Below are 19,798 nucleotides of genomic sequence, written 5' to 3' on the forward strand. Positions count from 1 at the left end.
AATCTATCAGGGCATCTTCACCGGCCGCTGGCTGTCCGTCACAGCGCGCCGATCATCGACGCGAACACACAGGTTCCATTCAAGCGGAGCAGGTCGAAAGGGAGCGGACCGGGAGAGGCACCGGGCTCAGACCAGTCGGATGCCCCACTCGACCGCGAGTGTTCCGCCGGGCTCGACGACATCGACGTCTTCTCCGGTCGCGAAGGCATTGGGCGGGCAGGTCATCGGCTCGATCGCGAGCGCGCGGCGGGAGAGTCCGTCGCCGAGTTCGTCCCCCGTGTAGACCTGCCAGTTGCGGAATCCCGAGTCGACGTCGATGACCGTCTCCCGACCGTCGGCACCCCTGAGCCGCGCCCGCGACCGGCCGTCGGGGTCTCGGCGCGGCTGACCGAACGCATCGTCGAGTTGCGTCCCGTCCACGCTGCGCAGGGCGCGGAAGTCCTTGCACGTGAGGCAATCGGACATCTCCGCTTCGTGGTCGAGAGGGACCTCCGAACCGTCGTCGAACGGGCGCGACTCCACGGGGATGAGGCGCTCATCGGGGACGAGCCAGGTTCCGGCGGGAATGACCAGCTGCGCGGCGTCGACGTACTCGGCCCCCGGATGAAACCACGGGTGGAAGCCGAAGCCGAACGGAGCCGCTTCGGTGCCGATGTTCTCAGCACGCGCGTGGACCCGCAGTCCCTCCTCGCCGAGGTCGTAGCGGACGGTGAGAAGGAATCGGAACGGGTACCCGGGTGAAGGGGAGAGCTGCGTCGTGAGCGTCACCGAAGTCTCCGTCGCCTCGACGACGTCCCATTCGACGTCGATGACCAGCCCGTGCAGAGCGGTGTTCCGTGCCGGCTCGGTGATCGGAAGCTGGTGGACCGTGCCGTCGAACTCGTAGCGTCCGTCGGCGATGCGGTTGGGCCACGGCGCGAGCACCGCGCCGTCGGAGGTGCCCGTCTCGACGACGACGGATCGTCCCGCAACCGTATAGTCGCGCAGGCTCGCGCCGACCGGGGAGACGACAGCAGTGCTTGTCCCATAGGCGAGGTCGATGAAGTCGGTCATGCGGCTCCCGAGTATCGTCGTGGTCGGTGGTCCTGGTCGACGATTGTACGTGCCTCGCCTCTCGCCCGACCGCAGGGTGTTAGCATTATGATCGAAAATGATCAGTTTTGGGAGGTTTGATGACTCTGTTCCGACGGACCGAACTCTCCGACGGTCGGCAGCTCCTCTTCTTCGAGGACTCCGGCTCGAGCCCCACCGAGATCCGCCCCGACAGCCGTCCCACTGCTGATCGCCCCCGCGGCGGAGCGCTGCGCTTCGACATGCTCACCGGTGAGTGGGTCGCTGTGGCCACCCACCGCCAGAGCCGGACCCATCTCCCGGATGCCGCAGACTGCCCGCTGTGCCCGTCGACTCCCGAGCGGCCGACGGAGATCCCCGCCTCGGATTTCGATGTCGTCGTCTTCGAGAACAGGTTCCCGTCGCTCGGCCCCGCCCTCGGGACGATTCCCTCCGACCCCGGTGAGGCCTTCGCCGAGGCGGTCGCCGCCCCGGCCGACGCGCAGTCCCACCTCGCCGCCCCCAACGTCGGACGGTGCGAGGTCGTCGTCTTCACCGCGGACCACCACGACTCGTTCGCCGGCCTCGATTCCCGGAGGGTGCGTACTGTCATCGACGCCTGGGCGCAGAGGACGGCCGAGCTCTCGGCCCTGCCCGGCATCGAACAGGTCTTCGTCTTCGAGAACCGCGGAGAGGACATCGGGGTGACGATGCACCACCCACACGGCCAGATCTACGCCTACCCCTATGTCACTGCGCGTGCAGCCCGGACGACCGCGCGGGCAGCGAGGTATCAGCAGGCGACGGGCCGGCCGCTCATGGGCGATCTTCTCGCCGCAGAACAGGCGGCAGGCGAACGGATGGTGCTCACCTCCGAGCACTTCTCGGCCTTCGTCCCCTTCGCCGCGCGGTGGCCGATCGAGGTTCACCTCGTCCCGCACAGGCAGGTCGCGACACTGGCCGACCTCACCGAGGCCGAGCGTGCGGACCTCGCCGAGGTCTACCCCGAACTCCTCCGCCGCCTCGACGGTCTCTACTCCACCCCGACCCCCTACATCGCAGCATGGCATCAGGTGCCGGTGGGCTGCGAGGACGCGGGGGCGCAGTGGATGCACCTCGAGATCACCAGCCCCCGCCGGGCCGAGCACAAGCTCAAGTTCCTCGCCGGATCGGAAGCGGCCATGGGGGCCTTCGTCAGCGACGTCTCCGCCGAGGAGACCGCCGCCCGACTGCGGGCGTTGAAGGAGGAGAGCCGATGAGCACGGTCGACGCACCGACCCCGGAGAGCCTGGGCCGCGAGTTCGCGGCCCTCTTCGGCTACACACCTCTCGGCACCTTCCGCGCTCCCGGGCGTGTGAACCTCATCGGCGAGCACACCGACTACAACTCAGGTCTCGTCCTTCCGATCGCCATCGACCGGGCCGTGCACGTGGCCATCGGTCGGCGACCGGCCGGTCACATGCGAGGCAGCGCGGAGCCGCCTCGGGGAGTGGAGAGCATCCGCATCGTCTCCGACCACAGAGACGCCGCGGGGCGGCGGCTCGCCGGACAGTTCACGGCCGATGAGCTCGTCCCCGGTGCGGTGCAGGGATGGATCAGCCACCCGGCCGGAGTCGTCGACGAGATCGCCAAGACCACTGGAGACCGTGTCGGCGGCCTCGATCTCTTCGTCTCCTCGACTGTGCCCGTCGGAGCCGGTCTCTCGTCGTCCCATGCGCTCGAAGTCGCCGTACTCATCGCCCTCGACGCCATCTGCTGCCTCGGCCTCGACGATCGTGAGAAGGTGCTGCTCACCCAGCGGGCGGAGAACGACTTCGTCGGCGCTCCCACGGGGATCGTCGACCAGGCGGCCTCGATCATGACCGCGGCCGGTCACGCGCTCTTTCTCGACTGTCGGGATCTGAGCACGCGTCAGATCCCGTTCGATCTCGATGCCGAGGGGCTGCGCCTGCTCGTCATCGACACCCGCGTGAGCCACTCCCACAGCGAAAGCGGCTACGGCCGGCGGCGACGCACCTGCGAGGAAGCCGCGAGAGTCCTCGGGATCGAGAGCCTCCGCGACCTCGACGACGACACCGACCTCAGCCCGCTCACCGATGAGCAGGGCAAGCGGGTGCGGCACGTCCGCAGTGAGAACGCGCGGGTGCGGGCGACTATCGACCATCTCGACGGTGGCGGCGGAATCCGCGGCATCGGCGCACTCCTCACCGCCTCCCACCGCTCTCTCGCCGAGGACTACGAGGTCTCATGCGTCGAACTCGACGCTGCTGTCGCAGCGGCGCTTGAGGGAGGCGCGCTGGGGGCCCGGATGATCGGAGGCGGCTTCGGGGGATCGGCGATCGCTCTTGTCGAGGCCGCCGACGTCGACGTGGTCGGTGAGGCGATCACGGCCGCGTTCGCAGCACGCGGATATCTCGCCCCCGACATCTTCGCCGTCAGTGCGGGGGAGGGCGCAGGGCGCATCGCCTGATCCGCGGTTGAGGCTACTCGCCTGCATCCTCGTCGACGATGCGGATCGGACGCATCCGCGCCCAGATGAAGAAGACCGCCGCGGTGAGGATGAGACCGATGCCGGTCCAGAGGTTGGCGTCGATTCCCCCGGTCCGGGCCGCCTCGTCCGGAGTGAAACCGATGATGCCGACAAGGGCAAGGATGATTCCGAATATCCCCAACAGGGCTCCGATGACGTTGCGGATGTCGAAGGCGCCTGCGGTCTTGGTCAGTTCGTTCGGTGTGCTCATTGCGCTCTCCTTCTCCTTCACCCGAAGGTCACGTTGAGGATGATGACAAGGACCAGGGCGACGCCGGCGACGGGCACCGGTCGCTTCCAGATCGGAGGCGTCGGCTCGTTCGCATCGGCGAAGTCGGCCTTCGGCGTCTCCGAGTAGACGAGTCCGCGCAGCTCCGCAGCCGGTTTCGGAGTGGTCTGATAGGTGACGATCACCGAGAGGACGATGTCGACGACGAAGGCCGTGCTGGCGGCGAGGAACGCTGCGCCCTGTCCGGGCAGGTCGAACACGCCGGTTTCGCTGAGGATGAAGACGGCCACGGCTGAGAGGGTGCCCCCGACGAGACCGACCCAGCCGGCGGTCGCGGTCATGCGCTTCCAGAACATGCCCAGGATGAATGTCGCGAACAGCGGAGCGTTGAAGAAGCCGAACAGCGTCTGCAGGTAGTCCATGAGGTTGGAGAAGTTGCCGGCGATGAGGGCGGTGAAGATTGCGACGACGCACGCTCCCACCGTGGCGTACCGCCCGACCTTGAGGTAGTAGTCGTCCTCGCGGTCCTTGACCACGTACTGCTGCCACAGGTCGTAGCTGAAGACCGTGTTGAATGCGGAGATGTTCGCGGCCATCCCGGCCATGAATGCCGCCAGGAGACCGGCGATCGCGATGCCGAGGAGACCGTTGGGCAGGACCTCGCGCATGAGCAGGAGGAGCGCGTCGTTGTAGGTCACACCGGTCTGGGCCTGGGCGGTCGCCTCGTCGACGGTCATCGAGATCTGCTTGAACTGCGTGAGCTGGGTGACGAGCACGGCGGCGATCATGCCGGGAACGACGACGATGAAGGGGATGAGCATCTTCGGGAAGGCACCGAGGATCGGAGTCAGTCGGGCAGCGTTGATGCTCTTCGAGGCCATGGCCCGCTGCACCTCGACGAAGTTCGTCGTCCAATAGCCGAATGAGAGGACGAATCCGAGACCGAAGACGATCCCGATCACCGAGAGCACGGGGTTGGAGAAGCCCGAGAGCTGTTCGCCGGGCCAGCTGCTCAGCTGCTCCGCCCCGAGCATCCCATCATTGCTCACTCTCTCGACGAGGCCGTCCCAGCCGCCGACACGATTGAGTCCGATGATCGTCAGCGGGAGGAGGGCGGCGACGATGACGAAGAACTGGAGTACCTCGTTGTAGATCGCAGCAGTGAGACCGCCGAGTGTGATGTAGGAGAGGACGATCGCCGCGGCGACGACGAGCGCAAGCCACAGCGGCCAGCCGAGAAGACGGTTGACGATCGTGCCCAGGAGGAAGAGGTTGACGCCGGCGATGAGGATCTGCGCGATCGCGAAGGAGAGCGCATTGACGAGGTGGGCTCCCGTGCCGAAGCGTCTGCGCATGAACTCGGGGACCGAGCGGACCTTCGAACCGTAGTAGAAGGGCATCATCACGACGCCGAGGAAGAGCATCGCCGGGACGGCGCCGATCCAGAAGTAGTGCATCGTCGGCATGCCGTACTGAGCACCGGTCGCCGACATGCCCATGATCTCCACGGCGCCGAGGTTCGCGGATACGAAGGCCAGTGCGGTCACCCAGGCGGGAAGGCTGCGTCCGGAGAGAAGGAATTCGATGCTCGAGGAGATGCCGCGTTTGGCGAACCAGCCGATTCCGAGGACGAAGACGAAGTAGATCGCGATGAGCAGATAGTCGATCCACTGCGCGTCGAGTCGGATGTCGTCCACGGGTCCTCCAGCGTCGTCGGTGAATGGCTGCGCATCATGACAGCCGTCTCAGATCGACACTCTAGAACAGAGTTCGCGTGATCGCTAGTGAACGGGTTTGAAAAGTTTTGATCGTTATTCCGCGGTCGTCTCAGGCGACCTCGACGTCGACCCCGGCCGTGCGCAGGGCTTCGATCTCTCCCGCGTCGCTCTTCCCATCGGTGACGACCGTGCCGATCTCGTCCGTGGGGACGGTGAGGACGGAGGAGCGGACGCCGATCTTCGTGTGGTCGACGAGGGCGACGACGCGCTCGGCCCGCGAGGCCATCGCCCGGTCGGTGTCGGCGACGGGGACGGCCGGGGTGGAGAGGCCGAAGTCCGCGGCGAGACCGTTGCCGGAGAGGAATGCCGTGTCGACGCGCAGCCCCTGCAACTGGGTCACGGTGCTCCCTCCGACGAGGGCGCGGATCGGATGGCGGAGGGCGCCGCCGACGACGATGACCTCGTTGTCGGGGGAGCCGACCATGGCTTCGGCGACGAGGAGGGAGTTCGTCACCACGCGCAGACCGGTGCGCCCGACGAGCTCCTTGGCGAGCAGCTCGGTCGTCGTCCCGGGCCCCAGTGCCACGACGTCGCCGGGGCGCACGTGGGCGGCCGCGGCGATCGCGATCGCGGTCTTCTCAGCCAGCGCCTGTTCGAGCTTCTCCGCGTAGCTCGACTCGCGAGCACTCGAAGCGATCACTGCACCGCCGTGGGTGCGGTGGAGTCGGCCCTCGTCGGCGAGCTGATCGAGGTCACGGCGGATGGTCACCGCCGAGGCGTCGAGGAGTTCGGTGAGGGCGGAGATCGAGACGGCGCCGTCGCGTTCGATCGTCTCGACGATGATGCGGCGTCTCTGGGCGGCGATCATCGCGCCGTCAGCCTCGGACGAGGGCCTCGGTGAGCGCCCGGGCGGCGTCGACGACGGCCTTCGCGTGGAGCCGGCCCGGCTGGCGGGTGAGGCGGTCGACGGGTCCGGAGATCGAGACCGCGGCGACGACCCGGTTGCTCGGACCCCGCACGGGGGCGGAAACGGAGGCGACGCCGCGTTCGCGTTCGGCGATCGACTGCGCCCAGCCTCGGCGGCGGACACCGGAGAGCATGGTCGCGGAGAACCGGGCGCCGCGCAGGCCGGTGTGGAGGCGGTCGGGCTCCTCCCAGGCCAGCAGCACCTGGGCAGCGGACCCGGCCCGCATGCTCAGGGTCGCCCCGATCGGCACCGAGTCGCGCAGACCCACGGGGCGTTCGGCCGCGGCCACGCACAGGCGCAGATCGCCCTGGCGGCGGAAGAGCTGCGCCGATTCGCCGGTCTGGTCGCGCAGCTGCCCGAGCACCGGTCCGGCGGCGGCGAGGAGGCGATCCTCGCCGGCGGCAGACGAGAGCTCGGCCAGTCGCGGACCGAGGACGAAGCGTCCCTGGAGGTCACGGCCGACGATGCGGTGGAACTCGAGGGCGACGGCGAGACGGTGAGCGGTCGGTCGAGCGAGTCCGGTGAGCGAGACGAGCTCGGCCAGAGACGCAGGTCCGGCCTCGAGGGCGGAGAGAACCATTGCGGCCTTGTCGATGACGCCGACGCCGCTACCATTGCTTGTCATAGACACCATTGTGCGCGTCTCATTGAGCGAGATGCAAGTTCGGAATGCGATACGGGCGAGTAGATTCCTGTCCACACCCATCGGTGAGCATCCGGCGAGCCGATCGGATGCCCCAGGCGACCGCACTCGGACGCCGAGAAGAAGCACAACGCGTACGGAGGATCTCCGTACCGGCGGGAGGAACCATGCCACGCACATTGGCCGAGAAGGTCTGGGCCGATCACGTCGTCTCCGAGGGGGAGGACGGAGCGCCGGACCTCATCTACATCGACCTCCACCTCGTCCATGAGGTGACCAGCCCGCAGGCCTTCGACGGACTCCGACTCGCCGGGCGCCCCGTGCGCCGCCCCGACCTCACGATCGCCACCGAGGACCACAACACGCCCACGTGGGACATCGACAAGCCGATCGCCGAACCGACCTCGCGCACGCAGATCGAGACCCTGCGGAAGAACGCCGAGGAGTTCGGGATCCGGCTCCACAGCCTCGGCGACGCCGATCAGGGCATCGTCCACGTCGTCGGCCCCCAGCTCGGGCTCACCCAGCCGGGCACGACCGTCGTCTGCGGCGACTCGCACACCTCGACCCACGGAGCGTTCGGGGCGCTCGCCTTCGGCATCGGCACCTCCGAGGTCGAACACGTCCTCGCCACCCAGACGCTCAGCCTCAAGCCGTTCAAGACGATGTCGATCACCGTCGACGGGCAGCTGCCCGAGGGCTCGACGGCCAAGGACATCATCCTCGCGATCATCGCGAAGATCGGCACCGGCGGCGGACAGGGCTACGTGCTCGAGTACCGCGGCTCGGCGATCCGCTCCCTGTCGATGGAGGCGCGGATGACGATCTGCAACATGTCCATCGAGGCCGGCGCTCGCGCGGGCATGGTCGCCCCCGACGAGACGACCTTCGACTACGTCAAGGGCCGCCCCCACGCCCCCGAGGGCGAGGACTGGGACGCCGCCGTGGAGTACTGGAAGACCCTCTACACCGATGAGGGCGCGACCTTCGACGCCGAGGTGGTCCTCGAGGCCGCCGACATCGAACCCTTCGTCACGTGGGGGACGAACCCCGGTCAGGGCCTGCCGCTGTCGGCCGCGGTGCCCTCGCCTGACGACTTCGCCGATGAGAACGACAAGGTCGCCGCCGCGAACGCGCTCGCCTACATGGGCCTGACCCCGGGCACCCCGCTGCGCGAGATCGAGGTCGACACCGTCTTCCTCGGATCGTGCACGAACTCCCGGATCGAGGATCTCCGTGCCGCCGCCGAGGTGGTCCGGGGCCGGCGGAAGGCCGAGAACGTCCGCTTCATGGTCGTCCCCGGATCCGCGAAGGTCCGCCTCCAGGCCGAAGCCGAGGGCCTCGACGTGATCTTCAAGGACTTCGGTGCCGAATGGCGCTTCGCCGGCTGCTCGATGTGCCTGGGGATGAACCCCGACCAGCTCGCCGAGGGGGAGCGGTGCGCTTCGACGTCGAACCGCAACTTCGAGGGCCGGCAGGGCAAGGGCGGACGCACCCATCTCGTCTCCCCGCTCGTCGCCGCAGCGACCGCGGTCCGCGGCACCCTGTCCTCGCCCGGGGACGTCGCCGACCTGCCCCGGGACGCCGAACCGGTGGACTGGATCCCGGAGCGCCCGACGATCCCCCTCACCCCCACCTCGGCGAACGCGTAAGGAGCAGCCATGGAAGCCTTCACCACCCACACCGGCATCGGCGTGCCCCTGCGCCGGTCGAACGTCGACACCGACCAGATCATCCCCGCGAAGTTCCTCAAGCGGGTCACCCGCACCGGCTTCGAAGACGCCCTCTTCTCCCGCTGGCGCACGGCCGAGGACTTCGTCCTCAACGACCCCGACTTCGCATCCGGCTCCGTCCTCGTCGCAGGCCCCGACTTCGGCACCGGCTCCTCCCGTGAGCACGCCGTGTGGGCGCTCAAGGATTACGGGTTCCGCGTCGTCCTCTCCTCGCGCTTCGGCGACATCTTCCGCGGCAACTCCGGTAAGGAGGGCCTGCTCGCCGCCCAGCTCGAGCAGGACGACATCGAACTCATCTGGAAGATCCTCGAGAACCATCCGGGCACCTCGATCACCGTCGACCTCGAGTCGAGGACCGTGACATGCGACTCGCTCACGGTGCCCTTCCAGATCGACGACTACACGCGCTGGCGTCTCCTCGAGGGCCACGACGACATCAGCCTGACCTTGGCGAAAGAGGACGAGATCGCGGCGTACGAGGCCGGGCGGCCCGCTCACAAACCCCGCACCCTGCCTGCGCGGGTCTGATCCGCCGACTCCGGGTCGGGGCGTCGTCTGCGCTAGTCTTGGACGAGTCCGGAATCGACTCGGGACGGCCTCCCGAGGCGGTGCCGACGAGTGCGCTGTTCGACGATCAGAGGGAGGAACATGCTCGAAGTCCGCGGCGGAAATCCGCTCGGGGGAACCGTGCGGGTCAGGGGCGCGAAGAACCTGGTGCCCAAGGCGATGGTCGCCTCCCTGCTCGGAGAGACCCCGTCCGTCCTCCGCGGAGTCCCGCAGATCCGCGACGTCGAGATCGTCACCGGTCTCCTCGAACTCCACGGGGTGCGGGTGAGCCAGGCCCCCGACGGGGACCAGCCTGACGGCGAGCTGCACCTCGACCCCTCCGAGGTCGCCCAGGGCTCGATCGTCGACATCGACGCCCACGCCGGATCCTCCCGGATCCCCATCCTCTTCTGCGGACCCCTCCTCCACAGCCTCGGGCAGGCGTTCATCCCCGACCTCGGCGGATGCCACATCGGCGACCGCCCCATCAACTTCCACCTCGACGTGCTCCGGCAGTTCGGCGCCGAGGTGGACAAGACCGCCGGGGGCATCATGCTCTCGACGAAGCGCCGCCTCCAGGGCACGAAGGTCGAACTCCCGTACCCCTCGGTCGGAGCGACCGAACAGGTCCTGCTCACGGCCGTGCGTGCCGAGGGCATCACCGAGCTGCGGGGAGCGGCGATCGAACCGGAGATCATGGACCTCATCGCGCTGCTGCAGAAGATGGGCGCGATCATCACCGTCGACACCGACCGAGTCGTGCGCATCGAAGGGGTCGACTCCCTCCACGGGTACATCCACCGGGCACTGCCCGACCGCAACGAGACCGCCTCGTGGGCCTCTGCCGCACTCGCCACCGGCGGTGACATCGTCGTCGAGGGCGCCTCGCAGCCGGAGATGATCACGTTCCTCAACGTCTTCCGCAAGATCGGCGGCGAATTCGAGGTCGATGAGACCGGCATCCGCTTCCGCCACCCCGGCGGCCGGCTCTCCTCGTTCGCCCTCGAGACCGACGTCCACCCCGGCTTCATGACCGACTGGCAGCAGCCGCTCGTCGTCGCCATGACCCAGGCCGAGGGACTGTCGATCATCCACGAGACCGTCTATGAGAACCGTTTCGGCTTCACCCACGCCCTCGTCGAGATGGGGGCGAAGATCCAGCTCTACCGCGAATGCCTCGGCGGCACCCCGTGCCGGTTCGGGCGGCGGAACTACGCGCATTCGGCCGTCGTGTCCGGACCGACCGAGCTCAAGGGCACCCGCATCGACGTCCCCGACCTGCGCGGCGGCTTCAGCCATCTCATCGCCGCCCTCGCCGCCCAGGGCCGGAGCGAGGTCCACGGGATCGAGCTCATCAACCGCGGGTACGAGAACTTCCTCGACAAACTCCAGGGCCTCGGTGCGGAGGTCTCGGCATGAGCGGCACCGGCAGGGATGCCGGCACGGGCAGGGGCGCGAACGGCGGCAGGGGCGCGAGCAGGCAGCCCGGTGAGCACATCGTCTCGTTCGAACCCAAGGACGTCGCCTCGCAGCGCCGGGTCGCCTTCGGTGTCGCCTCGGCGGCCTACGGGCTCTTCCGCCTGACCTCGAAGATGCGCATCGAGAACGCCCAGGCGCTGCCGGTGGGTCAGGGCACGATCGTCGCCGCTTACCACGCCAACCACCTCGACCCGATCCTCGTCGGACTCGCCGTGTGGCGCAGCGGCCGGCTCCCGCACTTCCTCGCGAAGTCGACGCTCTTCTCCGGGCCCCTCGGCGTCATCCTCAAGGGACTCGGCCAGATCCCGGTGCTGCGCGCCTCGGCGCAGGCGGGGGACTCCCTCGAATACGCGAAGGAGGCCCTGCAGAAGGGCGAGACCGTCGTCATCTACCCCGAGGGGACGCTGACGAAGGACGAGCACTTCTGGCCCGAGCGCTTCAAGTCCGGCACGGCCCGGCTCGCCCTCGAGACGGGGGCGCCGATCGTCCCCGCCGCGCACTGGGGGCTCGAGACCGTCAAACCCCGCGGTCGGCTCATTCCCCGCCCGCGCCCGCTCACGCACACCAGCGTCGTCCGCTTCGGCGAACCGCTGGACTACACCGACCTCTGGGAGCACCGGGGGGAGAGGAGCTCGATGGCGACGCTGACGACGAGGCTGACGAACACCATCGCAGGCATGGTCGCCGATCTCTCCGGCCGTGAGCTGCCCGAGAGGTTCCGCACCGAGGAGGCCGGCTCATGAGCGCAGACAAGATCGCCGTGCTCGGCGCAGGATCGTGGGGGACGACGTATGCCGCCGTCATCGCCGACGCAGGCTTCCCGGTCGCGCTCTGGGCACGCCGGGAGGAGACCGTCGAGGAGATCAACACGGCGCACACGAACTCCCGCTACCTCGGCGACCGTGAGCTGCCGGAGACGATCACCGCCACCACCGATGACATCGCCGCCGTCACCGACGCCGACGTCGTCATCCTCGCCGTGCCCGCGCAGACCCTGCGGGAGAACCTCAGCCGGTGGAAGGCGCACCTGCGTCCCGACGTCCGCCTGGTCAGCCTGATGAAGGGCATCGAGGTCGAGACGGGCAAGCGGATGTCGGAGGTCATCGCCGAGGTCGCCGAGGTCGATCCCGGACGGATCGCCGTCGTCTCCGGGCCCAACCTCGCCCGGGAGATCGCCGAACGCCAGCCGACTGCGACCGTCGTCGCCTCCTCCGATGCCGCCACCGCCGAGGTGGTCGCCGAGATCAGCGCGAACGCGTACTTCCGGCCGTACACGAACACCGACGTCGTCGGCGTCGAGATGGGCGGGGCGGTGAAGAACGTCATCGCTCTCGCCGTCGGCATCGCCGACGGGCAGCGCCTCGGCGACAACTCGAAGGCCTCGATCATCACCCGCGGCCTCGCCGAGACCTCCCGTCTCGCCGCGGCGATGGGAGCCCAGCCGCACACGCTCTCCGGTCTCGCCGGGCTCGGCGACCTCGTCGCCACATGCGCCTCCCCGCTCTCGCGCAATCGCACGTTCGGGCGCCACCTCGGCGAGGGGATGAGCCTCGAGGAGACGATCGCGCACACCGAGCAGACGGCCGAAGGGGTGAAGTCCTCACCCGCGGTCCTCGCCCTCGGGGAGCGATACGGCGTCGACCTGCCGATCACCGAGGCGGTGAGCGCGGTGCTCGCCGGTCACCTGCAGGTTGACGAACTCGCGGGATTGCTGTTGTCTCGGAAGCGTAAGCACGAAGGCCCGCCGGCGTGAGCCGGAATCGTCCCACGAGTCCCACGAGCCAAGGAGCAGACATGAGCGTCAACTCACCGTTCTACAACCTTCCCGAGCTGCCGACCTTCACCCTGACCAGCACCGACATCGAGAACGGGGCACCGCTTCCGGCGGCGCAGGCCTCCGGAGCGATGGGTGTGCCCGGCGGTGAGGACAAGTCCCCGCAGCTGTCGTGGTCGGGCTTCCCCGAGGAGACGAAGGCGTTCGCCGTCACCTGCTACGACCCCGACGCCCCGACCGGGTCGGGGTTCTGGCACTGGACGGTCACCGACCTCGACGCCTCGGTGACCGAACTGCCCACCGACGCCGGCAACCCCGAGGCCGACCTCCTGCCCGCCGGTGCCGTGACGCTGAAGAACGACGCGGGCGAGCCGCGCTTCGTCGGCGCCGCCCCTCCCGAGGGCCACGGCCCGCACCGGTACTACTTCATCGTCACCGCACTCTCCGAGCCGCTGGGCATCGACGAGAGCGCGAGCCCGGCCTACGCCGGCTTCAACATGTACTTCAAGGGCATCGGCCGGGCCTGGCTCGAATGCACCTATGAGGCCGGCTGAGCCTGCACGCCCCCGTCCCCGCACGTGAGAGCGTGCGGGGACACATGAGAGTCCCCGAGCAAGGAAACATATGTCAGACACCGATCACCGGCCCTTCGTCGCAGTCCTCTTCGGAGGACGGTCGAGCGAACACTCCGTCAGCTGCGTCACGGCCGCCGGGGTGATCAGCGCCATCGACGACGACGCGTACCGGGTCCTGCCGATCGGGATCACGAAGTCCGGTGTCTGGCGCATCGTCGAGGACTGGGCGAGCATGCGCTTCGACCCCGAGAACATGCCCGAGGTCACCGACGACGGCACCGAGATCATCCCGCGCGTCTCCGCCGAAGGCGCCCCGCTCATCCACCGTGACGCCGACGGCGTCTACTCCGAGCTCGAGACCGTCGACGTCTTCTTCCCCGTCCTCCACGGCCAGTACGGAGAGGACGGCACCCTCCAGGGACTCTTCGAGCTCAGCGACACCCCGTTCGTCGGCTCCGGCGTCTTCGCCTCGGCTGCGAGCATGGACAAGCACTTCACGAAGTCCCTGCTCGCCCATGCGGAGATCCCCACGTGCCCGTGGGAGCTGGTCACCGAGACGATGTGGGAGGCCGACCGCGCCGAGGCGGAGGCCCGGGTGGCAGCCCTCGGCTTCCCCGTCTTCGTCAAGCCGGCCCGAGCCGGATCGTCGATGGGCGTGAGCCGGGTGGCCGACCCCGCCGGGCTCGAGGCCGCGCTGCTCGCTGCCTACGAGCACGACACGAAGGTCATCGTCGAACCCCAGGTCATCGGCCGGGAGATCGAATGCGCCGTGCTCGGATCCCTCGACGACGCCGAACTGCGGACCTCGTACCCCGGGGAGATCGAGGTCTCCGGCGATCACGACTTCTACGACTTCGAAGCGAAGTACCTCGACCTCGCCTATGCGAAGCTCACGTGCCCCGCGGACGTCGACGATGCGACGACGGCACGGATCCGCGAGCTCTCGGCGGCGGTGTTCCGGCTCTTCGACTGCACGGGGCTGGCCCGCGTCGACACGTTCGTCACGGACTCGGGTGAGGTGCTCATCAACGAGATCAACACGCTGCCCGGCTTCACCCCCACCTCGGCGTACCCGTTCATGTGGGCGAACTCCGGGATCGACTATCCGAGCCTCATCAGCGAACTCATCGGCATCGCGCTCACCGACCACGCCCGCCGGAGCTGACTAGCCCTCCGGGGGAGCGTCGACGTCCTCGGCACCGACGCATTCGCGTTCGGGCGGGAACGCCTGCAGCGCGGGCGAGATGCCGGCAAGGACGTCGGCGCCCGAGCCGAGCTTGCGGTTGACGAGGACCTCGACGGCCGGGGTGCGGCCGTAGCTCGTGAACACCCACGTGTCGTCCTCTTCGCCTCCCTTGGAGACCCAGTCGACCCCGCTCACGCTCACGCACTTGTCCGTGGTCGGACCCGGAGGGGTGACGCCGCAGCGGAGCACTGCGACGTTCGGGTCGCCCCACGCCTTCGTCCCCTGCGAGGAGGTGTCGCGCTCCTGCTCGCCGCCCACTTCGACGGGCAGGCGGAGCAAAATGTCCGCGCACTTCGGGTTCGCCGCATCCTCGGCGGGTTCGACGATGACCGTCTTCGCACAGCCGGACAGGACCGTCGTGAGCACGGGCACGCCGATGGTCACAGCGGCGACAGCACGCACGAGCGGCGAGGTGGCGCTTAGGCGTCGGCGGGAGTTCGCAGGCATGGTTCCAGCGTATCGCCCGATAGGGTGGTGACATGACCCGACTGTCCGATCTCGGCGAATCCGAAGTGCTCCGCCGTCTCCTGGCCCACCGCAGGTCAGGGGCCCATGAGGAGGTCGGCCCCGGCGACGACGCGGCCGTGACGAAGATCACCGGCCGGCTCGTCTCGACGGCCGACATGCTCGTCGAGAACGAGGACTTCACCCGCGACTGGCTCGACTGGTCCCGCCTCGGCACGAAGGCCGCCGCCCAGAACCTCGCCGACGTCTGCGCGATGGGCGCCCGGCCCCACGGCCTCCTCGCCTCCCTCGCTGTGCCCGATGACACGGACGTGACCGATCTCGAAGCGCTCTTCGCAGGGATCGTCGCCGAGGCCGAGCGCGCAGGTCGGGCACTCGGCGCCCAAGTGCCGATCATCGGCGGCGATCTCTCCTCGTCGGGTCTCATCGTCACCGCGATCACCGCCCTCGGCACGGTCGCCCCCGGGGAGGCCGTCACCCGGGCGGGCGCCCGCCCGGGTGACGAGATCTGGCTCGCCGGCACCCTCGGGCGCTCGGCGGCCGGACTCGACCTCCTCTTCGCCGGGGCCGGCAGCGACCCCGAGCTGCCGGACGACATCGCCGGGCTCATCGGGACCCAGCTCGCCCCGCAACCGGACTACGCGGCGATCGCCCACCGTCCGGCCGCCTCGGCGATGATCGACGTCTCCGACGGACTGAGCACGGACCTCGGACGCATCGCGGAGGCCTCCGGGGTCCGCGCGGACATCGACCGGGCCGCGCTCGAGGACCTCATCGCTGCGCTGCGCCCCGCCGCCCGCTACGTCCTCGACGCCCGCGGCGGGGAGACGACAGATGCGGGTATCGACGAGCTCGCCCTGCACTGGGTGCTCGACGGGGGAGAGGACCACGGCTTCGTCGCGTCGGCACCGGTGAGTCAGGGTGACCCGGTAGGCTGGCGGAGAATCGGAGAGATGCAGGACGGCAGCGGAGTCAGCCTCGACGGCGCCCCCGTGCCGACGAGCGGCTTCAGCCATTTCGGGAAGTGACGGACGTGGGACCCAATCCGGCCATCGGGCTCAACGGTCGCCTGGCCGCCAGATGGGCGCGGCGAGCGGTCGATCGTCTCCGCCGTGAGCGCGCGGAGATCGACGAGCTCAACGTCTTTCCCGTCCCCGACGGCGACACCGGCACGAACATGTACCACACGCTGCGCGCGGCCTACCTCGCCGTCGAGGAGCTCTCCGGTCCCGTGACGCTGCCCCAGGTCGTCGCCGCGATGGCCGCCGGGGCCGCGCGCGGGGCCCGCGGCAACTCGGGACTCATCCTCTCCGTCGCCCTCCAAGGGGTCGCTGACGCCCTCGAGGGAGTGACGGTCGCGACCCCGGAGGCGCTCGCCTCCGCCCTCGAACTCGCCTCCCACCGGGCCCGGCAGGCCGTCGCCCGCCCCGTCGACGGGACGATGCTCACCGTCCTCGACGCGATGGCGACCGAAGCCCGCGAACAGGCCGACGCCGGCGCCGCCCTCGTCGACCTCATCTCCGCGGTGCGCCAGCGCTCCCGTGAGGCGCTGAGGGAGACGACGGCGCAGCTCACTGTCCTCCGCGAGGCCGACGTCGTCGATGCCGGCTCAACCGGCATCGTCGAACTCTTCGACCTCCTGTACGCGACCGTCACCGGTCGCACCGGCCAGGCATCGATGCTCGGGGAGGTCGCGAAGACCCCGCGCATCGTCCACGAGGCCCGAGCCGAGGAGCTCGAGATCGTCGCCACCCTCGGCACCGTCCCAGGTGTCGGGCTCGCCGGGGCGCTCGATCGCCTCGGCGGAACCTCGATCGTCCTCAACGGGCCCAAGGTCCATGTCCACGTCGCCGACGAGACCGGCGCCGCGCGGGCCCTCGACCTTCTCACCGACTACGGCATCGCCCGCCTCGACATGGAGGACCTGCGCCTCCACGAGGAGGCGGGGGAGACGAAGCTCATCGCCCTCGTCGGCGGCACCGGGCTCCTCCTCCACTGCGCCCTCAACGGGGCCACCGTCCTCGACCCGGCAGTCCTCGCCGCAGCCGCCCCTGCCGCCGCGCCGGGTCGGGGCGTGCCGAGTACTGGTCGGGGTGAGTCGAATCCCATCGCCGAGGCGGTCGCCGAGGTCATCGCCTCAGAGGAGCGCGACGTCATCGTCGTCCCCGCCTCCTCGACGACGCTCACTGCCCTGATCGGCACGGACGGCGCCCACCTCATCCGTTCGCGCAATGTCGCGACCCTGCTCTCGGCGCTCGCCGTCTACGACCCGTTCGCCCCGACGGTCGAGATCGTCGCCGACATGACCGATGCGGCGGCCGGGACGCGCGTGGGCACGATCGTCTCCGCTGAACAGCTTGCGCTCAACCCGCCCACGGGAGCGCTGTCCGTCGTCGAGGAGGACACGGTGGAGTCCGACCGGACGGCCGCCTCGGCGTCGCAGTTCTACCGGGTCGTCATCGACGGGAAGGCGAAGTCGCAGAGCACGGAGCTGTCGGACCTCGTCGAGAAGCTCGCCGACCGCCTCCTCGGCGCCGGTGGGGAGCTGCTCACCGTCGTCCACGGACCCGGCTGCGACACCGAGGTGCTCGCGCACCTGCGCGGGTGGCTCACGAAGTCCCACGAGCACGTGCGCCTTCAGGAGATCGACTCGCGGGACCGGGCGACCCTGCTCATCATGGGAGTCGAATGAGCGCACGACTTGAGGACTACTTCTCCAAACGCGACCTCGGTGCCCTGCGCAAGCGCGGGATCACCTCGGTGGGCGAGCTCTTCCGGTTCTTCCCCCGGCGCTTCCTCGTCCCCGGCGAGAAGACGCCGCTCGGCGACCTGCCGCTCGGGGAGACGGCGATCATCCAGGCCGAGGTGGTCTCCGTGGAGACCCGCGGGATGCGGCAGCGCAAGGGCACGATCACCGACGTCATCGTCCACGACGGGCGGCAGTCGATGAAGATCGCGTTCTTCAACCAGAAATGGCTCGACGCGCAGCTGACCCCCGGACTCGTCGTCGTCTTCGCCGGCAAGGTCGAGCAGTTCCGGGGACAGCTGACGCTGAACTCCCCGGTGTGGCTCAACCGCGACGAGCACGACACGAAGTGGACGCCTGAGGACCTCAACTCGCCGTTCCCCGTCTACCCGCGGGTGCAGGGGATCGCGCAGACGAGGCTGTGGAAGGCGATCAAGGTCCTCCTCGACGTCGCCGACCCCGCCGAGTTCGCCGATCCGCTGCCGCGCGATGTGCGGGAGAAGTACGATCTGCCGGACCTGCGGCAGGCACTCAACGCGATGCACAGGCCGTCGACGACTGAGGAGACCGAGCGGGCGAGACTGCGGTGGAAGTGGGAGGAAGCGCTGGCCCTGCAGACCGAGATCGTCTCCCGGCGCACCGAGTACGAGAAGTTCGTCGCGACCCCGCTGCTCGAGGTCGGGGAGCGCAGCCGCCGCTTCGACGCCGACCTGCCGTTCGCGCTCACCTCCTCCCAGGTCCGGGTCGGCAAGGAGATAGCCGGGGACCTCGCGAAGACCACGGCGATGCACCGGCTCCTCCACGGCGACGTCGGCTCCGGCAAGACCGTCGTCGCGCTGCGGGCGATGCTCATGGCCGTCGACTCCGGGGCGCAGGCGGCGATGCTCGCCCCCACCGAGGTGCTCGCCTCCCAGCACTTCGCGTCGATCCAGAAGCTCCTCGGCGACCAGATGGCCCTCTCCCCGCTGCTCTCCGGTGACGACCAGGTCCGGGTGGCGCTCCTCACCGGGTCGATGCCGGCCAGGGAGCGCAAGCAGCTCGCCCTCGACCTCGCGACCGGGCAGATCGACATCGTCGTCGGCACGCACGCACTCCTCTCGGACTCGACGATGTTCGACAACCTCGGCCTCATCGTCGTCGACGAGCAGCACCGGTTCGGCGTCGAGCAGCGCGAGGCCCTGCGCGCGAAGGGCGGGATCACGGTGCCCCACACACTCGTCATGTCTGCGACCCCGATCCCGCGGACGGTGGCGATGACGGTCTTCGCCGACCTCGACGTCTCGACGCTGGGGGAGATGCCCGCAGGGATCAAGCACATCTCGACCTTCGCCGTCTCGATCGAGGACCACAAGGACTGGCTGCCGCGGGCCCTCGCCCGTGTCCAGAAGGCTGCCGAGGCGGGACGGGGGACGTTCGCAGTCTTCCCCCGGATCGAACGCAGCGACATCGTCGATCCCGAGAGCGGCGACGTCATCGGTCAGCGGGAGAGCATCGAGGACTTCATCGAGAAGCTCCAGCGGTCCCCGCATCTCCAGGGGCTGAGCTTCGGCCTCCTCCACGGGCGGATGTCGACGGAGGAGAAGGACCGGGTGATGCACGCGTTCACCATCGGCGACATCGACATCCTCGTCTCGACGACGGTCATCGAGGTCGGCGTCGACGTGCCCCGGGCGACGATCATGCTCGTCGCCGAGGCGGAGCGCTTCGGCGTCGCCCAGCTCCACCAGCTGCGCGGCCGGGTCGGCCGTGACGGCTCGGAGGCGATGTGCTTCCTCCTCACCGAGCGTCCCGAGGCCGATGAGAGCTTCGAGCGCCTGCAGGCGGTGGCGAGCACCCTCGACGGGTTCGCCCTCGCCGAGTACGATCTCGACAACCGGGGAGAGGGCGATGTGCTCGGCGCCTCGCAGTGGGGCGGATCCTCGCTCAAGCACCTCTCGGTGCTCCGCGATACGGAGATCCTCGAGGCGGCACGGGTCGAGGCCGAGCACATCGTCGACCGCGATCCGACCTTCGAACTGCTGCCGGCCCTGCAGGTGCTGCGGCAGCGGGTGCTGCCCGCGGACAACGCCCACTTCATCGAGGCGAGCTGAGAGGAGG

Annotated in this window: 18 protein-coding genes; 12 read left to right on the forward strand and 6 right to left on the reverse strand. The window is 69.1% G+C overall.

Going from position 1 to position 19,798, the window contains the following annotated elements; genetic code table 11:
• Positions 1–126: 126 nt before the first annotated feature.
• The gene (locus FJ887_RS05605) at positions 127–1,053 is read right to left on the reverse strand and encodes an aldose 1-epimerase family protein (RefSeq protein ID WP_063249060.1); all 927 of its coding nucleotides are present in this window, start codon (positions 1,051–1,053) and stop codon (positions 127–129) included.
• Between the two features lie 119 nt (positions 1,054–1,172).
• On the opposite strand from FJ887_RS05605, the gene galT reads away from it, so the two are divergent.
• Both galT and galK read left to right on the forward strand, forming a co-directional pair.
• Positions 1,173–2,309: a galactose-1-phosphate uridylyltransferase gene (galT, locus tag FJ887_RS05610; protein ID WP_063249059.1), complete on the forward strand. Its 1,137-nt coding sequence runs from the start codon at positions 1,173–1,175 to the stop codon at positions 2,307–2,309.
• Positions 2,306–3,520, forward strand: a complete 1,215-nt coding sequence (galK, locus tag FJ887_RS05615) for a galactokinase (protein ID WP_063249058.1) — start codon at positions 2,306–2,308, stop codon at positions 3,518–3,520. The genes galT and galK overlap by 4 nt, the downstream gene beginning before the upstream one ends.
• 13 nt (positions 3,521–3,533) lie before the next feature.
• Here galK and FJ887_RS05620 read toward each other — a convergent pair whose 3' ends face one another.
• The 4 genes from FJ887_RS05620 to FJ887_RS05635 form a co-directional block, all read right to left on the reverse strand.
• On the reverse strand, positions 3,534–3,791 hold the full coding sequence (locus tag FJ887_RS05620; protein WP_063249057.1) for a hypothetical protein: 258 nt from the start codon (positions 3,789–3,791) through the stop codon (positions 3,534–3,536).
• 17 nt (positions 3,792–3,808) lie between these two features.
• Positions 3,809–5,506 carry a sodium:solute symporter family protein gene (locus tag FJ887_RS05625; RefSeq protein WP_119296439.1) on the reverse strand — a complete coding sequence of 566 codons (1,698 nt, stop codon included), beginning with the start codon at positions 5,504–5,506 and terminating at the stop codon, positions 3,809–3,811.
• A 130-nt stretch (positions 5,507–5,636) separates the two neighbouring features.
• The gene (locus tag FJ887_RS05630) at positions 5,637–6,395 is read right to left on the reverse strand and encodes a DeoR/GlpR family DNA-binding transcription regulator (RefSeq protein WP_119296440.1); all 759 of its coding nucleotides are present in this window, start codon (positions 6,393–6,395) and stop codon (positions 5,637–5,639) included.
• Positions 6,396–6,402: 7 nt separating this feature from the next.
• A complete protein-coding gene (locus FJ887_RS05635; protein ID WP_009378215.1) occupies positions 6,403–7,119 on the reverse strand; it encodes an IclR family transcriptional regulator in 717 nt (238 codons plus the stop codon).
• A gap of 185 nt (positions 7,120–7,304) precedes the next feature.
• On the opposite strand from FJ887_RS05635, the gene leuC reads away from it, so the two are divergent.
• The 7 genes from leuC to FJ887_RS05670 all read left to right on the forward strand — a co-directional run bounded on the left by leuC (position 7,305) and on the right by FJ887_RS05670 (position 14,409).
• A complete protein-coding gene (leuC, locus tag FJ887_RS05640) occupies positions 7,305–8,789 on the forward strand; it encodes a 3-isopropylmalate dehydratase large subunit (RefSeq protein WP_063249054.1) in 1,485 nt (494 codons plus the stop codon).
• A 9-nt stretch (positions 8,790–8,798) separates the two neighbouring features.
• On the forward strand, positions 8,799–9,398 hold the full coding sequence (leuD, locus tag FJ887_RS05645) for a 3-isopropylmalate dehydratase small subunit (RefSeq protein ID WP_063249053.1): 600 nt from the start codon (positions 8,799–8,801) through the stop codon (positions 9,396–9,398).
• 120 nt (positions 9,399–9,518) lie between these two features.
• Positions 9,519–10,835 (forward strand): UDP-N-acetylglucosamine 1-carboxyvinyltransferase, encoded by a 1,317-nt coding sequence (gene murA, locus FJ887_RS05650; protein WP_009378226.1) that lies wholly within the window; start codon positions 9,519–9,521, stop codon positions 10,833–10,835.
• Positions 10,832–11,638 (forward strand): lysophospholipid acyltransferase family protein, encoded by an 807-nt coding sequence (locus tag FJ887_RS05655; protein WP_009378228.1) that lies wholly within the window; start codon positions 10,832–10,834, stop codon positions 11,636–11,638. Before murA ends, FJ887_RS05655 begins: the two co-directional genes overlap by 4 nt.
• Positions 11,635–12,648 (forward strand): NAD(P)H-dependent glycerol-3-phosphate dehydrogenase, encoded by a 1,014-nt coding sequence (locus FJ887_RS05660; protein WP_009378231.1) that lies wholly within the window; start codon positions 11,635–11,637, stop codon positions 12,646–12,648. The genes FJ887_RS05655 and FJ887_RS05660 overlap by 4 nt, the downstream gene beginning before the upstream one ends.
• Before the next feature lie 41 nt (positions 12,649–12,689).
• A complete protein-coding gene (locus FJ887_RS05665) occupies positions 12,690–13,223 on the forward strand; it encodes a YbhB/YbcL family Raf kinase inhibitor-like protein (RefSeq protein WP_009378233.1) in 534 nt (177 codons plus the stop codon).
• A gap of 70 nt (positions 13,224–13,293) precedes the next feature.
• Positions 13,294–14,409: a D-alanine--D-alanine ligase family protein gene (locus FJ887_RS05670; RefSeq protein ID WP_140954590.1), complete on the forward strand. Its 1,116-nt coding sequence runs from the start codon at positions 13,294–13,296 to the stop codon at positions 14,407–14,409.
• Here the strand turns inward: FJ887_RS05670 and FJ887_RS05675 are convergent, their stop codons facing one another.
• Positions 14,410–14,937, reverse strand: coding sequence for a DUF3515 domain-containing protein (locus tag FJ887_RS05675; RefSeq protein ID WP_081590999.1), 528 nt, complete (start codon positions 14,935–14,937; stop codon positions 14,410–14,412).
• A 32-nt stretch (positions 14,938–14,969) separates the two neighbouring features.
• On the opposite strand from FJ887_RS05675, the gene thiL reads away from it, so the two are divergent.
• The 3 genes from thiL to FJ887_RS05690 are packed head-to-tail and all read left to right on the forward strand — an operon-like array spanning position 14,970 to position 19,791.
• Positions 14,970–15,983 carry a thiamine-phosphate kinase gene (thiL, locus tag FJ887_RS05680; RefSeq protein ID WP_137825215.1) on the forward strand — a complete coding sequence of 338 codons (1,014 nt, stop codon included), beginning with the start codon at positions 14,970–14,972 and terminating at the stop codon, positions 15,981–15,983.
• A 5-nt stretch (positions 15,984–15,988) separates the two neighbouring features.
• The gene (locus FJ887_RS05685; RefSeq protein WP_223289962.1) at positions 15,989–17,647 is read left to right on the forward strand and encodes a DAK2 domain-containing protein; all 1,659 of its coding nucleotides are present in this window, start codon (positions 15,989–15,991) and stop codon (positions 17,645–17,647) included.
• On the forward strand, positions 17,644–19,791 hold the full coding sequence (locus FJ887_RS05690; RefSeq protein ID WP_101624817.1) for an ATP-dependent DNA helicase RecG: 2,148 nt from the start codon (positions 17,644–17,646) through the stop codon (positions 19,789–19,791). The genes FJ887_RS05685 and FJ887_RS05690 overlap by 4 nt, the downstream gene beginning before the upstream one ends.
• The last annotated feature ends 7 nt before the right edge of the window (positions 19,792–19,798 follow it).

Source organism: Brevibacterium sp. XM4083, from assembly GCF_006489205.2.
Lineage (GTDB): Bacteria > Actinomycetota > Actinomycetes > Actinomycetales > Brevibacteriaceae > Brevibacterium.

What these genes read in the sequence shown, in the direction of transcription:
- FJ887_RS05605 (WP_063249060.1), bottom strand. Translation starts at nt 1,053, where the DNA reads ATGACCGACTTCATCGACCTCGCCTATGGGACAAGCACTGCTGTCGTC.
- galT (WP_063249059.1), top strand. Translation starts at nt 1,173, where the DNA reads ATGACTCTGTTCCGACGGACCGAACTCTCCGACGGTCGGCAGCTCCTC.
- galK (WP_063249058.1), top strand. Translation starts at nt 2,306, where the DNA reads ATGAGCACGGTCGACGCACCGACCCCGGAGAGCCTGGGCCGCGAGTTC.
- FJ887_RS05620 (WP_063249057.1), bottom strand. Translation starts at nt 3,791, where the DNA reads ATGAGCACACCGAACGAACTGACCAAGACCGCAGGCGCCTTCGACATC.
- FJ887_RS05630 (WP_119296440.1), bottom strand. Translation starts at nt 6,395, where the DNA reads ATGATCGCCGCCCAGAGACGCCGCATCATCGTCGAGACGATCGAACGC.
- FJ887_RS05635 (WP_009378215.1), bottom strand. Translation starts at nt 7,119, where the DNA reads ATGACAAGCAATGGTAGCGGCGTCGGCGTCATCGACAAGGCCGCAATG.
- leuC (WP_063249054.1), top strand. Translation starts at nt 7,305, where the DNA reads ATGCCACGCACATTGGCCGAGAAGGTCTGGGCCGATCACGTCGTCTCC.
- leuD (WP_063249053.1), top strand. Translation starts at nt 8,799, where the DNA reads ATGGAAGCCTTCACCACCCACACCGGCATCGGCGTGCCCCTGCGCCGG.
- murA (WP_009378226.1), top strand. Translation starts at nt 9,519, where the DNA reads ATGCTCGAAGTCCGCGGCGGAAATCCGCTCGGGGGAACCGTGCGGGTC.
- FJ887_RS05655 (WP_009378228.1), top strand. Translation starts at nt 10,832, where the DNA reads ATGAGCGGCACCGGCAGGGATGCCGGCACGGGCAGGGGCGCGAACGGC.
- FJ887_RS05660 (WP_009378231.1), top strand. Translation starts at nt 11,635, where the DNA reads ATGAGCGCAGACAAGATCGCCGTGCTCGGCGCAGGATCGTGGGGGACG.
- FJ887_RS05665 (WP_009378233.1), top strand. Translation starts at nt 12,690, where the DNA reads ATGAGCGTCAACTCACCGTTCTACAACCTTCCCGAGCTGCCGACCTTC.
- FJ887_RS05670 (WP_140954590.1), top strand. Translation starts at nt 13,294, where the DNA reads ATGTCAGACACCGATCACCGGCCCTTCGTCGCAGTCCTCTTCGGAGGA.
- FJ887_RS05675 (WP_081590999.1), bottom strand. Translation starts at nt 14,937, where the DNA reads ATGCCTGCGAACTCCCGCCGACGCCTAAGCGCCACCTCGCCGCTCGTG.
- thiL (WP_137825215.1), top strand. Translation starts at nt 14,970, where the DNA reads ATGACCCGACTGTCCGATCTCGGCGAATCCGAAGTGCTCCGCCGTCTC.
- FJ887_RS05690 (WP_101624817.1), top strand. Translation starts at nt 17,644, where the DNA reads ATGAGCGCACGACTTGAGGACTACTTCTCCAAACGCGACCTCGGTGCC.